Raw genomic sequence first — 13,080 nt, 5'->3', positions numbered from 1 at the left:
GGCGGTGGAAGGGGCAAGGGGATGGACTGGGGCGGAGGGCGGGTCTTACGCGACCGCAATGTGGTGTTTTACCTGAGCGGTGTGGTGGTCTCGGGCTTCGGTAGCTCTGCTATGGCCCTGGCAGCCGGTGTGTGGACCAAGTCGCTCACCGGGTCGGACAGTCTGGCTGCCCTGACGACCTTCTGCGTATGGGCGCCCATTCTGTTCGGCCCGCTGATCGGGACACTGGCCGACCGGGCGCGCCGGCGGCCGTTGCTGATCTGGACCAATCTCGGCATGGCCGCGGTGCTGCTGCCGCTTCTCACCGTCCACTCCAGCGACCAGATCTGGATTCTGTTTGCTGTACTGATCGTGTACGGCACCAGCTCGGTACTGCTGGATGCGGCGGAGGCCGCACTGGTAGCGACCGCTGTACCGGAAACACTGCGCGGCGACTTCAACGGCCTGCGGATGACGGCGAACGAGGGCATGAAACTGGTCGCCCCGCTTCTGGGCGCGCTTCTGTTCGTTCAGTTTGGCGGCACAGCAGTGGCCCTGTTGGACGCGGTCACCTTCGTGCTTGCCGCGATAGCTTTCGCCCTCATACGCGTGTCGGAACCCGCGCCCCGCCCGGCTGAAGCCCAACGATGGAGTGCCCAGGCCGCCGAGGGAATCCGTTATCTGCGACACCACCCGGTTCTGTGGCGGCTGGTGTTGGCCGGGGCGGCAACCATGGGCGTGGCCGGGCTGAACGGAGCGTCGGTCTATGCGGTGGTCGACGCTGGTCTTCACCGTCCGCCCGCCTTCGCCGGGATCCTCTACGCCGCGCAGGGCATCGGCTCCGTGGTCATCGGGCTGTTCGCCGGTGCTCTGCTGCGGCGGATGCCCGAACGGGTCTTCGCCGCAGCCGGGATCATGCTGTTCGCAGCGGGCGTCGCCCTGCGCGTCATTCCCTCGGAGCCAGTTGTTCTGCTTGCCAGCGCGATGATCGGCGCGGGGCTGCCCTGCGTGCTGATCGCAGCTCTGACGGCCGTCCAACGCGAGTCCCCGGACCACCTCCTGGGCAGAGTGGCGGCCACCGCCAACACCCTCCTCTACGCCCCCAACGCCGTAGCCCTGGCTGCCGGAGCGGGTCTGCTTGTGCTCGTGGACTACCGCGTCCTGCTACTCGTTGCCGGAACCGCAGCGGCCACCGCCGCGGTCAGCTGCCTCCTTGGTAGCCGTGGGCGGACACACGTAGCAGCCCCCGACCTGGGAGAATCAGATCGCGTCGAGGACCGGGACACCGATGACGTCACCAGCTGATGGAGGTCGACAGCTTTCTCGGCGAGGCTGGTGGCTGGGAAACGATCTCTGACGATCTGGGAAGCGATCTTCAGGCTGCTTCTCCGATGCTGGTCAGACGCACTCGTGAACACCCCACAACAGCAACTGAGAGCCCCTGCCGGGGAATCCGGCAGGGGCTCTTTGCTGTGTCGCCGAGGCCGGGCGGGCCGGCCCTGCCCGGCCTCGGTCCGGGCAGGGCCGGTTCAGGTCACGTCAGGCCGGACGGGGTCGGGTCAGGACGCCTGCGCCTTGTCGTAGAGCGCCTTGGCCTCGTTGCCGAAGTACGGACCGAACATCCGGTTCGGCAGGAAGATATAGCCGAAGCTGTTCACCGAGGCCTGCAGACCGGTGCCGGTGGCTTCGTCGAACGAGGTGAACCAGGGGCCGCCGCTCGATCCGCCCGTCATGTTGCAGCCCAGGCTGTGGTCCTGCGAGAACAGGAAGTCCTTCGAGCTGTTCCCGCTGCAGTGGATCAGCTTCGAGCCGTCGTACGGGGAGGCCGCGGGGAAGCCGAAGGCGTACATCGCCTTGTTGTAGCCGCCGTTGAACGACAGGCCCTGCGCGCCGACCGTATCGGCGAGCTTCTTGCCGTTCAGCGGGGCGACGACGGCCGCGCCGACGTCGTAGTTGATGTTCTCGCTCGCCGCCCACTGGTCGGTGGCCAGCGTCTTGGTCGCGCTCCACTGTCCGTACGGAGCCTGGCCGTTGTTGTACCCGGGCACGAAGACCCAGTTGGTGTGCCAGCCGCCCTGGTACTTCACGCAGTGGCCCGCGGTGATCACCGTGCTGCCGTTCTGGCTGGTGACCGAGTTGCCGGAGCAGGAAGCCGTACGGCCCTGCATGGTGAAGAACACCCGACCGGACGTCTTGACCACGGCGCCGCCGCCCGTCCACGGGCCGCCGGCCTGCGGGAAGGCGGTGGGGGCGACTGCGGTCGGCGTGCCGCTCGGCTCGGGGGCCTTGAGCGCCTTGCGCCCGTCACGGGTGAGGGGCAGCAGGTCCAGCGGGGTGGCGTTGCGCATCCGTTCCGCGGTCCAGAAGCCCTTCGTCTGCTGCTGCTTGAAGACCGTGGGGGAAGCCGGGGAGGGGGCGGCGCCGGCGGTGGTGGCCGACAGTGCGCCGGTGAGCAGAGTGCCGACGGCCAACAGGATTCCGGCGGCGGTGCGATGGCGTCTCACGCATGTCTCCTTCTGCCGTGCCCGCGCGTGGTGTCGCGCGGGCAGGGTGGGGGATGAGGCGGTGCGGATCGGCGTGCGTGAGGCAGAGTGCCACGGGAATCTTGGATATGTCAGGGGCGCGACAAGAGCTTCGCGAAGCAGCGGCTGTTCTCGTAGTCGCGGTAGTGGCCGAATTTCTGCGCGCAGAGCGCATAGCCGCTGGAGGTGTAGAGGGCGATCGCCTCGGGCTGTCTGATGCCGGTCTCCAGGACCATGCGGGTGCGTCCGGCCGCGCGGGCGTCGTCCTCCAGGGCGGCGAGGATGTGGCGGGCGAGACCCAGGCCGCGGGCCTCGTGGATCACATACATGCGCTTGAGCTCGGCATCTCCGTCCAAGTAGCCCGCCTCGTTCTCGTCCTGGGAACGCCAGCCGCCGCTGGCGACGGGCCGGTCCTGATCGTCGTACGCGAGGAGATAGAGACCGTGGGGCGGTGCGAACATCGTGGCGTCGAGCGGTGTGACGTCGCCCTCACTCCCGCCGTCGTCCTTGTACCGCTCGGCGTATTCGAGCTGGACCTCGTCGTTGAGTTTGACGGCGTCGGGGTGGTCGTACGCCACGGTTCGGAAATGCATGCGAATCAGCGTACGTGTCTGCCGGGACGGGTGGTCGGTATGGTGCCGGGATGCTCACCGTGACAACCGTGAATGTGAATGGGCTCCGCGCCGCAGCGAAGAAGGGCTTCGTGGAGTGGCTGGCCGGCACCGCCGCCGACGCGATCTGCCTTCAGGAGGTGCGGGCCGAGGCACATCAGCTCCCCGACGAGGTCCGGGAGCCTAAGGGCTGGTTCACGGTGCACGCCCCGGCCGCCGCGAAGGGCCGAGCGGGTGTCTCCCTCTATACGCGCCGTGAGCCCGACCGGGTGCGGATCGGATTCGGCTCGAGCGAGTTCGACGGGAGCGGGCGGTACGTCGAGGCGGACCTGCCGGGTGTCACGGTCGCGAGCCTGTATCTGCCCTCGGGCGAGGTGGGGACGGAGCGACAGGACGAGAAGATGCGGTTCATGGCGGAGTTCCTGCCGTATCTGAGCGAGCTGAAGTCGCGCGCGGCGGCGGACGGGCGCGAGGTCGTGGTCTGCGGCGACTGGAACATCGCCCACCAGGAGGCCGACCTCAAGAACTGGAAGGGCAACAGGAAGAACTCCGGGTTCCTGCCCGAGGAGCGGGAGTGGCTGACGCGGGTCTTCGGCGAGGCGGCGTACGTGGACGTGGTGCGGGCGCTGCATCCGGACCAGGAGGGGCCGTACTCCTGGTGGTCGTACCGGGGGCGTGCCTTCGACAACGACACGGGCTGGCGCATCGACTACCAGGTGGCCACGGAGCGGCTGGCGGAGCGCGCGGTGAAGGCGTGGGTCGAGCGGGCGGCGACGCACGGCGAACGGTGGAGCGACCATGCGCCGGTGACGGCGGTCTACGAGCTCTGACGCCGCTGCCGTGCTGAGTGTGCTGCTGAACGAGGCGGCGGCCGAGGCTCTCGGGGCGCGGTGCGCGCCGGGGGCATGGGGGCCGGCCGGAGGGCTGGCGCCGGCGCTGGCGGAGCGGGTGGCGCGCGGGATCGTCCGCCGGGGGCAGGTGCTGATGTGGGCCGGGGCGGGGGCCGGGGCTGGTCCAGCTGCCGGTGCCGGTGCCGGTGCCGGTGCCGGTACTGGTACTGGTTCCGGTTCCGGGTCCCGTGACGGTGTTGTTCCGGGAGGTTTCCCCGACCTGACCGGCTGGGAGTGCTCCGTCACCAGCCTGCATCTGGAGGACTTCGTCCCGGTGCGCACGACGGTCTCCGAAGACGGCGTGCCTGCGCTTGACGAGGACGTACAGCTGCTGCTCCTTCAGCACGGGTTCGCCCTCGCGACCGAGGTCTGCCGACTGGCGGGAGCCCTCGAACCGCCGGTTCCCGTGCAGTGCCTTGTGTCCGCGAACGACTCCAGCGCGACCTTCCGCTTCCACCGGATGCGCGCGGGGGAGTCCTGGGTCGCGGCGGACCTGGATGCCTACCGCTCGGAGAAGATCGTCACGGTCGCCGGGCGGCTCCCCGGACTCTGCTAGCCCGGCCGGCCCGGCCGGCTCCCCGGACTCTGTGAGCCCGGCTCGGCTAGCCCGGCCGGCTCGGCTAGCCCGGCCGGCTCGGCTCCGTGCGGGTGGCGGCTGACGCGTCGCGCATACGGCGGTCCAGGGCCATCGAGAGTTCCGCCTCCACGACGCTCTTGGCCAGCGGGCGCAGCCGGTCCATCTCCGTCTCCGCCGTGTGCGCGCGCAGTATGTCGACGAACAGCTCGGCCAGCGCGTCCGCGTGTGTGCGGACGCGGCGGCCCGCGTCCAGGACCGCGGCGAGTGGGACGCCCGCCCGGACCAGTGCCGCGGAGACGTCCAGGAGGCGGCGGCTGATGTGGACGATCTCCTCGCCGTCCGTCGCCAGATAGCCGAGGTCCAGCGCGGCAGCCAGGTTCTCCGGGGTGACCTCGCCCTCGAAATAGTCGGCGAGCGCCTCCGGTGTGAGCCGGACCGGAGTTTCCTCGGTGGGTTCGCCGAGGCCGAGCACCTCGCCGACGTCGCGCCCGCTCTCGAAGGCGGTGGCGAGATCCGCGATGCCGTTCAGCGTGTGGCCGCGTTCCAGCAGGGCGGCGATCGTACGGAGTCTGGCCAGGTGATGGTCGTCGTACCAGGCGATGCGCCCCTCGCGGCGTGGCGGCGGAATCAGCCCGCGCTCGCGGTAGAAGCGCAGAGTGCGCACCGTGATGCCGGCCTCCTTGGCCAGCTCCTCCATGCGGTACTCGCGTCCTGCTTGTCCTTCTGCCACGTTCGCCAGCCTATGTTGTACCGCGGGTAACTTTCCCCGGCCTGACCCCTACCGCTCGGTATGTTGCTGCTCTACCCTCCCAACCATGCCAGTGATTGCTGGCGGCGTTGGGATGTCAGCGGGAGGCGGCGGCATGGGCCAGCACGAGCGCGAGCACGAGCGCGGACACGAGCACGACGAGCACGAGCATGTACGTGTGGCGGTGATCGGATCCGGGTTCGGCGGTCTGGGAGCCGCCGTCCGGCTGCGCCGCGAAGGGATCACCGACTTCGTCGTCCTGGAGCGCGCGGACGCGGTCGGCGGGACGTGGCGGGACAACAACTATCCGGGGTGCGCCTGCGATGTGCCCTCGCACCTGTACTCCTTCTCCTTCGCCCCCAACCCCGACTGGCCGCGCACCTTCTCCGGGCAGGAGCACATCCGTGCCTACCTCGAGCATGTCGCGGACACCTTCCGGCTCCGCTCCCATCTCCGCCTCAACCACGAAGTGCGGATGATGCGCTGGGACAACGCCGAGCTGCGCTGGGAGATCCAGACCTCGCAGGGGACGCTGACCGCCGACGTCGTCGTCTCCGCGACCGGGCCGCTGTCGGATCCGAAGATCCCCGAGGTTCCGGGGCTTGCCGACTTCCCGGGCAAGGTCTTCCACTCCGCCCGCTGGGACCACGACTACGACCTGCGCGGCAAGCGCGTCGCGATGATCGGGACCGGCGCCTCGGCGATCCAGATCGTGCCGTCGATCCAGCCGGACGTCGCCCGGCTGACGCTCTTCCAGCGGACCCCGCCGTGGGTGATGCCGCGGATGGACCGCAAGATCAGCGGGGCGGAGCGCTCGCTGCACCGCCGGCTGCCGTTCACCGGGGCCGCGCGGCGCGGACTGCTGTGGGGCATCCGGGAGTTGCAGGTCCAGGCCTTCACCAAGCGGCCGAATCAGCTCGGCCTCATCGAGTCCCTTGCCAGGGCCAACATGGCGAAGTCCATCAAGGACCCTGCCCTGCGCGTCAAGTTGACGCCGTCGTACCGCATCGGCTGCAAGCGCATCCTGCTGTCGAGTTCGTACTACCCCGCCCTCGCCCGGCCCAATGTGGATCTGGTCGCTTCGGGGCTCAGCGAGGTGCGCGGGTCGACGCTGGTGGCCGCCGACGGCACCGAGACCGAGGTCGACGCGATCATCTTCGGTACGGGATTCCATGTGACGGACATGCCGATCGCCGAGCGGGTGGTGGGTGCCGAGGGGATCACGCTTGCTGAGGTGTGGAAGGGCGGGATGGAGTCGCTGCGCGGCGCGACCGCGGCCGGCTTCCCCAACTGGATGACGATCATCGGCCCGAACACCGGGCTCGGGAACTCCTCGATGATCCTGATGATCGAGTCCCAGCTGAACTACATGGCCGACTACATGCGGCAGTTGAACGTTCTGGGCGGCCGCGCCGCGCTCGCCGCCCGGCCGTCGGCCGTGAACGCGTGGAACCGCCGGGTACAGGAACGGATGAAGCGGACCGTGTGGAGCACGGGTGGTTGCACCAGCTGGTACCTGGACTCCAGCGGCCGCAACACCACGATCTGGCCGGGGACGACCGGCGAGTTCCGCAGTGCGACGCGGGCGGTGGACCTCGCGGAGTACGACGTCGTGCGGGCGACGGCGCCTTCGGTGCCGGCGCCTTCAGCGTCAGCGCCGTCGGCGTCAGCACCCTCGGCGTCGGGGACGACGACGGTCGTCAAGGACGCGGAGGCCGTGCGATGAGCCGACTGCTGCGACGGACGGGCTTCTCTCCCGCCCCTCCCGTTGCCGATCGTGAACTGACCGCCGGCTCCGCCGACGGGTCGCGGATCCACGTCGAGGTGCACGGTCCCGAGGGTGCGCCCACGGTCGTGCTCGCCCACGGCTGGAGCTGCTCCACGCACTTCTGGGCAGCCCAGGTGCGGGACCTGGCGGCCGACCACCGGGTCGTCGTCTACGACCAGCGGGGCCACGGCCGTACGCCGTCGGCCGCCGTCGGTGCGGACCTCCTCGCCGACGACCTGGAAGCGGTGCTCGGGGCCGTACTCGCTCCGGGCGAGAAGGCCGTGCTCGCCGGGCACTCCATGGGCGGGATGACGCTGATGGCCGCATCCGGGCGGGCCGCCTTCCGGGAGCACGCGGCCGCCGTGCTGCTGTGCAGTACGGGCAGCGCAGGGCTGGTCGCGGAGTCGCTGGTGCTGCCGCTGCGCCCCGGGCGTATACGGACCCGGCTCACCCGGATGATCCTCGGGGCGCGGGCGCCGCTCGGGCCGGTGACGCCGCTCTCCAGGCGCATCCTCAAGTACGGGACGATGGGCCCCGGTTCGGCGCCGGAGCGGGTCGCGGAGTGCGCTCGTATCGTGCACGCCTGCCCGCGGGCTTCACGGGTGGCCTGGGCGCATGTGCTCGGTGAGCTCGATCTCGGAGCCGGTGTACGGGAGTTGAGAGTGCCCGCGGTCGTGCTGGCGGGCACCGCGGACCGGCTCACCCCACCGGTGCACGCCCAGCGGCTGGCCGCCGCGCTGCCCGAGTGTCTGGAGGTCGTGGAGCTCGCCGGCATGGGGCACATGACACCGGTGGAGGCCCCGGAGGCCGTCACCGCGAAGATCCGTGAGCTGGTCGGTACGTACCTGAACGTGAAGGCGAACGTGAAGGCGAAGGCGAACGTGAACGTGAAGGCGAACGTGAAGGCGAAGGCAAAGACAGGCGCGGGCGTGAAGGCGAGCGCCGAGGAGGAGGTCGCATGAGCAGGACCGGCCTGGAGGGTCAGGTAGCCGTCGTCACGGGCGCGGCGCGCGGCGTGGGCGAGCTGCTGGCCCGCAAACTCTCGGCGCGCGGCGCGCGGGTGGCGCTGGTGGGTCTCGAGCCGGACGAGCTGAAGAAGGTCTCCGGCAGGCTGCACACCGAGAGCGACTGGTGGCATGCCGATGTGACCGACCACGAGGCGATGGCCCGGGTCGCCGAGGAGGTCAAGGCGCGCTTCGGCAAGGTCGACATCGTCGTCGCGAACGCGGGCGTCGCTTCGGGGGGTCCGTTCGTGGACTCGGACCCGGTCGCGTGGCGGCGGGTGATCGAGGTCAACCTGATCGGGAGTGCGGTGACGGGCCGGGCGTTCCTGCCGGTGCTGACGGAGAGCCGGGGGTACTTCCTGCAGATCGCGTCGCTGGCGGCGATCACGCCGGCGCCGATGATGACGGCGTACTGCGCGTCGAAGTCGGGTGTGGAGGCGTTTGCGCACAGCCTGCGGGCGGAGGTCGGGTACAAGGGCGTGCGGGTCGGGGTCGGTTATCTGTCCTGGACGGACACGGACATGGTGCGGGGCGCGGACCGGGACGAGGTGATGCGGGAGCTGCGGCAGCGGCTGCCGTGGCCGTCGAACCGTACGTATCCGCTCGGCCCGGCGGTGGACCGGATCGTGGCCGGGATCGAACGGCGGTCGTCGCATGTGTACGCGCAGTGGTGGCTGCGGGGGATGCAGTCGGTACGGGGCTATCTGCCGGGGCTCATCGGGGCAGTGGGGCAGCGGGAGATGCGGCGCTTCGAGCCGCGGCTGCAGGGGGTCGGGAAGGGGCTCGTGGGAGCGGGCGGGGCGGCGGACGAGGAGGCGCGTACGTCGCACACACAGGGTCATTGATCAAAATGCGGGCTATGTCCTTGCGTGTCAGGCTGGTCGAGGCCCAGGGGTCGTATCGGCTCCCGGTCTCCCACTCACCCTTCTAGGAGTGAATGTTCATGGGCAGCAAGGACCAGTTCCAGGACAAGGCGCAGGAGCTCAAGGAGCAGGCACAGCGGGCGAAGCAGCAGACGGGTGGCACGCAGGGCGAGGCGTCGGGGCGGGCGTCGAGGTCCCAGGGCCGGACGAAGGAAGGGTCCCAGGACCGGACGAAGGAAGGGTCCCAGGACCGGACGAAGGGCAGGCCGCAGGACAAGCCCAAGGACAGGCCCCGGGAAAAGTCCACCGAGGAGGCCATGCAGGAGGCGCAGGACAGGTTCGACCAGGACTACGACGCCTGAGTCGGGCTGCGCGCTGCGCACTGCGCTGCGGCGGATGAAGAGGCGTACCCGTGACGACGGGTACGCCTCTTCGCGTGCGGGGCGGTTGGGGCGGGAGCGGTTTCGTTTCCCACCCGCCCGCCCTGAGTTGTGGGGGGGATGGTGTCCCCACGCCCCTGCGGGGAGCGGCAGCTTCGCGCCGCCGGGAACGCGGGCGGGTGGGAAAGAAGCCGCCGCCCGCCAGGAGTTGTGGGGTGCGGGTGCCTCCACGCCCCTGCCGGGAGCGGCGGCTTCGCGTCGTCGAGGTGCGGGGTCGGGGGCGGTGCGCATTGCCAGGGGTGGGTAGTCCCGGCATGCTCGATGTATGGCCTTCAACGACGCGCACAGCCACCACTGCCGGATCCACCGTCCCCGCCGCGCTCCGGGGCCGTGAGTATCTGCGGGTGTCTCAGGACGACTCCGGGCGGCAGCGCTCCGTCACGGAGCAGCACGACGACAACGAGCGCTCCACCGGACGCCACGGGATAGGAATCACCGGCAGGCCCTATGTGGACAACGGGATCAGCGCGAGCCGGTATACGGACAAGACCCGCGACGACTTCGCGCGGCTGATGGCCGACCTGGAGTCGGGTGCGTTCGGCGCTGACGTGCTGGTCTTATGGGAGAACTCACGCGGGTCCCGCGAGACCCTGGAATGGCTCCAGCTCATGAAGAGCTGCGAGCGCCGGGACGTGAAGATCTTCATCACCAGCGACAACCAGCTCTACGACCTGTCTCACTGGAAGGACCGGCGCAACCTCCGCGAGGATGCGTCGGACTCCGAGACGGAGAGCGACAAGATCAGCATGCGCAACCGCCGTACCTCCGCAGCGATGGCGGAGCAGGGCCGCCCGAACGGAGTGGCCCCGCACGGCTACAAACCGGTCTACGACGAGAAGACGGGCAAACTCGTCAACTGGGTGGAGAACCCCGACGAGTCCACGGTGCCCAAGGCGCTGTTCGAGCGGCTCCGCAAGGGCCAGTCCCTGAGGTCGATCGCCCGGGACTTCGAAGCTCTGGGCTACGTCAACCGGTCCGGCAAGCCGTTCAGCGATCAGCATCTGCGGTCCATGGCGCTGCGCCCGGCCTACGGCGGATACCGGGTGCACTCGCCCAAGAGTCGAGGCCGGTCGTTCAAGGCACAGCAGGAAGACGCGACGCTGACCCGCGCCATCTGGGATGCACTCGTGGACAAAGAGACCTTCTGGGCCGTGCGCCGCATGCTGCTTGCCCCGGAGCGCCGTACGACACGCACGGGGCGCGCGAAGCATGTACTGACTATGACCCTGCGGTGCGACGTGTGCTCGGGGCCGATGGCCGTGACTCGTGCCTACTACGTGTGCCGTGACAAGACGTGCACGACGATCAACAAGGCGGCCGTGGACGCGGTGATCATCGGCGATCCGAAGGACCCCCAGAAGTACGGGCTGATCCTGGCCTACCTCGCCAGCGACCGAGTATATGAGGACTTCGCCTCTTCCCCGGAGGACTCGGCCAGCGCGGAGCAGATCAGGGCTGAGATCGCGCGCCTACGGGCGAACAAGGACGAGATGGAAGGGCCCGAGGCAGACAAGGCGGAGTCCCTGGCAGAGGTCCGCATGATCGCGCGGAAAGTCACCGAGCTGGAGGAGTAAGATCACCCGACTGGAGGCCGAGGAACGGGCCCTGGCCACGCCGGGCGTGATCTCCGACCTGATCACACCCGGTGAAGACGTAGCGCAGGGCTGGGCGGCTGCTCCGCTGTCCGCGCAGCGTGAGGTCGCCCGGCGGCTGCTGTCACCCGAGGTGCTGGGCGAAATGCGCATCACACGCGGGCGCGGGCTCCCGGCCGCAGACCGGATCAAGCGAGTCAAGGGCAAAGCTGCCTGAGCTTGTTCTCTATCTTCCGTCCGCGTCGTAGGGCGGGGACGGAAGGTTCCAGAGGGCATCTGACCGGCCGACGATCTTTCGGAGTTCGCGGGCGCTTCGTGGTGATACGGCCTGCATCACCGTGTCAAGGAGGGCTCGGGCTTCGAGGGGGTTGCCGCAGCAGTACCAGTGCATGTTGCCCCACTCGTAGTCGTGCCACAGACCACGCGCGGGCTGGTGGACGTAGTTCTTCCACAGGCTCACAGCCGCGCTGACGTCGCCTGGCTGCAGATAGTTGCGGGTGTGCTCGAGACGGATGATCTCGGACCGTGCATGTGAGGACAGGCCGTCGATGACTGGCCTTGTGCCCGTTGTCCGGTGTCTGGCGGGGGCGTCGGCGCGGATCTGTCCTGGCCGTCTACGCGGCATGGACCTTTCGGTTCGTCGTCATGCGGTACATGGTGCCACGGTCTCGAATGGCGTCTCGAACGGATTCGCTCGCATGGGGATTCACCGGACGCGGGGGCGGCCTCCGTCTGATCATGTGCTCCGACCAAGGTGCACGTGACATGACGAAGGCGGTGAGGGTGAGTCTGCTGCCTGATGCTGTCCGGAGGAAGGCGTTCCCGGAAGCGTCACGCTTCCGGGGCGAGTTCTACGAGTGTCTGACCGCCCGGCGTGACGAGTTGTTCGAGCTCGTGGACGCGGTGCTGTGCGCGGACGGTGCGGTGAGGTCCCCGGTGGACCTGACTCTGCTGCCCGAGCACCGTCGGGGGCACGGAGCGATGTACGGCGGCTTGAACCACGGCCGCATCGACATCGGCCGACTGCGGGCCGTGCTGCCGCTGCCGCATTTCGACGGTGGGCGCCTGGTCTTGGCGGTCGATGTGTCGCCGTGGCTCCGCTCGGACGCGCCGTGCTCGGCGGACCCTCTGTTCTGCCACGTCTACGGCCGTGCGAAGACGGCGTCGCAGTTCATTCCGGGCTGGCCGTACTCCTTACATTCATGCGAGAGACGGCACCCATGCCAAGAAGCCTGCCTGGAAACCAATCTCGGGGGGCGAAGAGAGGCTGAAGCGGAGCGTCCTATTCCAGCTCAAATGTTGATCAAGTTATTGTCTATTTCAAACTCTCTCGTCTAAAGTTCAAGGCATGTCGAGGGAATCTAGCAATATCATCCCTTACTCGGTTTCGACTGCCTAGGTGAACGGTAAACATTTATGCGCAAGTCTTCGAAAATTCGCGCCGCGATGGTGATGGTATCGGTGCCGGTGATTGTGGCGGCCGTCTCCACGCCTGCATCGGCATCGTCCAACATTACCTGGCGCAACAAGGCCACAGGTGCTTGCCTTAGGGTCTGGAACAACACTGCTGTCGACACCGACGCCCAGGGTCTGTTGCACTGTTTCCACCCGCAAAAGTATGTAAGCGATAAATGGGATGACTCGCAGAGTGGTCTCGAGAATCCGAACGGCGCCTGGAAGATCACGACCAACAATACGTTTTTCTCCGGCCGCTGCCTGGCTAGCTGGTATGCCGACGAGAGCGGGCTTGGTAAGGTCCTTATCGAGCCCTGTGACAAGCCGGCCAACTATTACCAGCAGTGGTATGAGAATTGGACGGGTGACGGCATGCAGATCGTAAACCGGCAGACCGGCCTGTGTCTCGACAGTGATGCCAAGGGCCGTGTCTACACCAACAAGTGCGATGGTGGGGACTGGCAGGTCTGGAAGTAACTCCCGTCCGAGGCGCAGGAAATCTGTAAGATTCCTCCCGGCTTCGCCTGCGTGTGGGGACGCTGGCGCGTCTTGACTTGGCGGCGCGGTCAAGCATTGAAGCTGGGCGTGCCGCCGCCAGAAACGGCGGCCACACCGGCTCCTGCGCCCCGTT

General features: G+C 68.4%; 14 protein-coding genes and 1 pseudogene. 11 read left to right on the top strand and 4 right to left on the bottom strand.

Features of this window, described 5'->3' with window-relative positions; genetic code table 11:
• Positions 1 to 21 precede the first annotated feature (21 nt).
• Positions 22 to 1,284 carry an MFS transporter gene (locus OG883_RS28385; RefSeq protein ID WP_266546462.1) on the top strand — a complete coding sequence of 421 codons (1,263 nt, stop codon included), beginning with the start codon at positions 22 to 24 and terminating at the stop codon, positions 1,282 to 1,284.
• 254 nt (positions 1,285 to 1,538) lie between these two features.
• On the opposite strand, the gene OG883_RS28380 is transcribed toward OG883_RS28385, so the two are convergent.
• Both OG883_RS28380 and OG883_RS28375 read right to left on the bottom strand, forming a co-directional pair.
• On the bottom strand, positions 1,539 to 2,483 hold the full coding sequence (locus tag OG883_RS28380) for a serine protease (RefSeq protein WP_266546459.1): 945 nt from the start codon (positions 2,481 to 2,483) through the stop codon (positions 1,539 to 1,541).
• A 110-nt stretch (positions 2,484 to 2,593) separates the two neighbouring features.
• On the bottom strand, positions 2,594 to 3,094 hold the full coding sequence (locus OG883_RS28375; protein ID WP_266546456.1) for a GNAT family N-acetyltransferase: 501 nt from the start codon (positions 3,092 to 3,094) through the stop codon (positions 2,594 to 2,596).
• Between the two features lie 50 nt (positions 3,095 to 3,144).
• On the opposite strand from OG883_RS28375, the gene OG883_RS28370 reads away from it, so the two are divergent.
• Both OG883_RS28370 and OG883_RS28365 read left to right on the top strand, forming a co-directional pair.
• The gene (locus OG883_RS28370; RefSeq protein WP_266546453.1) at positions 3,145 to 3,942 is read left to right on the top strand and encodes an exodeoxyribonuclease III; all 798 of its coding nucleotides are present in this window, start codon (positions 3,145 to 3,147) and stop codon (positions 3,940 to 3,942) included.
• A gap of 19 nt (positions 3,943 to 3,961) precedes the next feature.
• Positions 3,962 to 4,558 carry a hypothetical protein gene (locus OG883_RS28365; RefSeq protein ID WP_266546450.1) on the top strand — a complete coding sequence of 199 codons (597 nt, stop codon included), beginning with the start codon at positions 3,962 to 3,964 and terminating at the stop codon, positions 4,556 to 4,558.
• A gap of 64 nt (positions 4,559 to 4,622) precedes the next feature.
• On the opposite strand, the gene OG883_RS28360 is transcribed toward OG883_RS28365, so the two are convergent.
• Positions 4,623 to 5,276, bottom strand: a complete 654-nt coding sequence (locus OG883_RS28360; protein WP_266549521.1) for a MerR family transcriptional regulator — start codon at positions 5,274 to 5,276, stop codon at positions 4,623 to 4,625.
• Between the two features lie 166 nt (positions 5,277 to 5,442).
• On the opposite strand from OG883_RS28360, the gene OG883_RS28355 reads away from it, so the two are divergent.
• The 6 genes from OG883_RS28355 to OG883_RS28330 all read left to right on the top strand — a co-directional run bounded on the left by OG883_RS28355 (position 5,443) and on the right by OG883_RS28330 (position 11,211).
• Positions 5,443 to 7,053: an NAD(P)/FAD-dependent oxidoreductase gene (locus OG883_RS28355; protein WP_266546447.1), complete on the top strand. Its 1,611-nt coding sequence runs from the start codon at positions 5,443 to 5,445 to the stop codon at positions 7,051 to 7,053.
• Complete coding sequence (locus tag OG883_RS28350; protein ID WP_266546445.1) at positions 7,050 to 8,057, top strand: alpha/beta fold hydrolase; 1,008 nt, start codon at positions 7,050 to 7,052, stop codon at positions 8,055 to 8,057. The genes OG883_RS28355 and OG883_RS28350 overlap by 4 nt, the downstream gene beginning before the upstream one ends.
• Positions 8,054 to 8,944, top strand: a complete 891-nt coding sequence (locus tag OG883_RS28345; protein WP_266546442.1) for an SDR family oxidoreductase — start codon at positions 8,054 to 8,056, stop codon at positions 8,942 to 8,944. The genes OG883_RS28350 and OG883_RS28345 overlap by 4 nt, the downstream gene beginning before the upstream one ends.
• Before the next feature lie 98 nt (positions 8,945 to 9,042).
• Positions 9,043 to 9,324, top strand: coding sequence for a hypothetical protein (locus tag OG883_RS28340; protein ID WP_266546439.1), 282 nt, complete (start codon positions 9,043 to 9,045; stop codon positions 9,322 to 9,324).
• Between the two features lie 332 nt (positions 9,325 to 9,656).
• On the top strand, positions 9,657 to 10,976 hold the full coding sequence (locus OG883_RS28335; RefSeq protein WP_266546436.1) for a recombinase family protein: 1,320 nt from the start codon (positions 9,657 to 9,659) through the stop codon (positions 10,974 to 10,976).
• Between the two features lie 46 nt (positions 10,977 to 11,022).
• A complete protein-coding gene (locus tag OG883_RS28330; RefSeq protein ID WP_266546434.1) occupies positions 11,023 to 11,211 on the top strand; it encodes a hypothetical protein in 189 nt (62 codons plus the stop codon).
• Between the two features lie 9 nt (positions 11,212 to 11,220).
• Here the strand turns inward: OG883_RS28330 and OG883_RS28325 are convergent, their stop codons facing one another.
• Entirely contained in the window at positions 11,221 to 11,619 is a 399-nt protein-coding gene (locus OG883_RS28325) for a hypothetical protein (protein WP_266546432.1), read from the bottom strand.
• Between the two features lie 140 nt (positions 11,620 to 11,759).
• On the opposite strand from OG883_RS28325, the pseudogene OG883_RS28320 reads away from it, so the two are divergent.
• Both OG883_RS28320 and OG883_RS28315 read left to right on the top strand, forming a co-directional pair.
• Positions 11,760 to 12,188, top strand: a pseudogene (locus OG883_RS28320) (transposase); the annotation flags it as partial.
• A gap of 222 nt (positions 12,189 to 12,410) precedes the next feature.
• Positions 12,411 to 12,926: a ricin-type beta-trefoil lectin domain protein gene (locus OG883_RS28315; protein WP_266546429.1), complete on the top strand. Its 516-nt coding sequence runs from the start codon at positions 12,411 to 12,413 to the stop codon at positions 12,924 to 12,926.
• Positions 12,927 to 13,080 lie beyond the last annotated feature (154 nt).

Source organism: Streptomyces sp. NBC_01142 (genome assembly GCF_026341125.1).
Taxonomy (GTDB): Bacteria; Actinomycetota; Actinomycetes; order Streptomycetales; family Streptomycetaceae; genus Streptomyces.
Note: the sequence above shows the minus strand (reverse complement) of the source record. Positions and strands in the feature narration are given on the sequence as shown.

Bases quoted from the DNA above. Each gene is read 5' to 3' on its own strand.
- OG883_RS28315 (WP_266546429.1), top strand. From the start codon at position 12,411: ATGCGCAAGTCTTCGAAAATTCGCGCCGCGATGGTGATGGTATCGGTG.
- OG883_RS28370 (WP_266546453.1), top strand. From the start codon at position 3,145: ATGCTCACCGTGACAACCGTGAATGTGAATGGGCTCCGCGCCGCAGCG.
- OG883_RS28385 (WP_266546462.1), top strand. From the start codon at position 22: ATGGACTGGGGCGGAGGGCGGGTCTTACGCGACCGCAATGTGGTGTTT.
- OG883_RS28355 (WP_266546447.1), top strand. From the start codon at position 5,443: ATGGGCCAGCACGAGCGCGAGCACGAGCGCGGACACGAGCACGACGAG.
- OG883_RS28375 (WP_266546456.1), bottom strand. From the start codon at position 3,094: ATGCATTTCCGAACCGTGGCGTACGACCACCCCGACGCCGTCAAACTC.
- OG883_RS28335 (WP_266546436.1), top strand. From the start codon at position 9,657: ATGCTCGATGTATGGCCTTCAACGACGCGCACAGCCACCACTGCCGGA.
- OG883_RS28325 (WP_266546432.1), bottom strand. From the start codon at position 11,619: ATGCCGCGTAGACGGCCAGGACAGATCCGCGCCGACGCCCCCGCCAGA.
- OG883_RS28350 (WP_266546445.1), top strand. From the start codon at position 7,050: ATGAGCCGACTGCTGCGACGGACGGGCTTCTCTCCCGCCCCTCCCGTT.
- OG883_RS28340 (WP_266546439.1), top strand. From the start codon at position 9,043: ATGGGCAGCAAGGACCAGTTCCAGGACAAGGCGCAGGAGCTCAAGGAG.
- OG883_RS28345 (WP_266546442.1), top strand. From the start codon at position 8,054: ATGAGCAGGACCGGCCTGGAGGGTCAGGTAGCCGTCGTCACGGGCGCG.
- OG883_RS28360 (WP_266549521.1), bottom strand. From the start codon at position 5,276: ATGGAGGAGCTGGCCAAGGAGGCCGGCATCACGGTGCGCACTCTGCGC.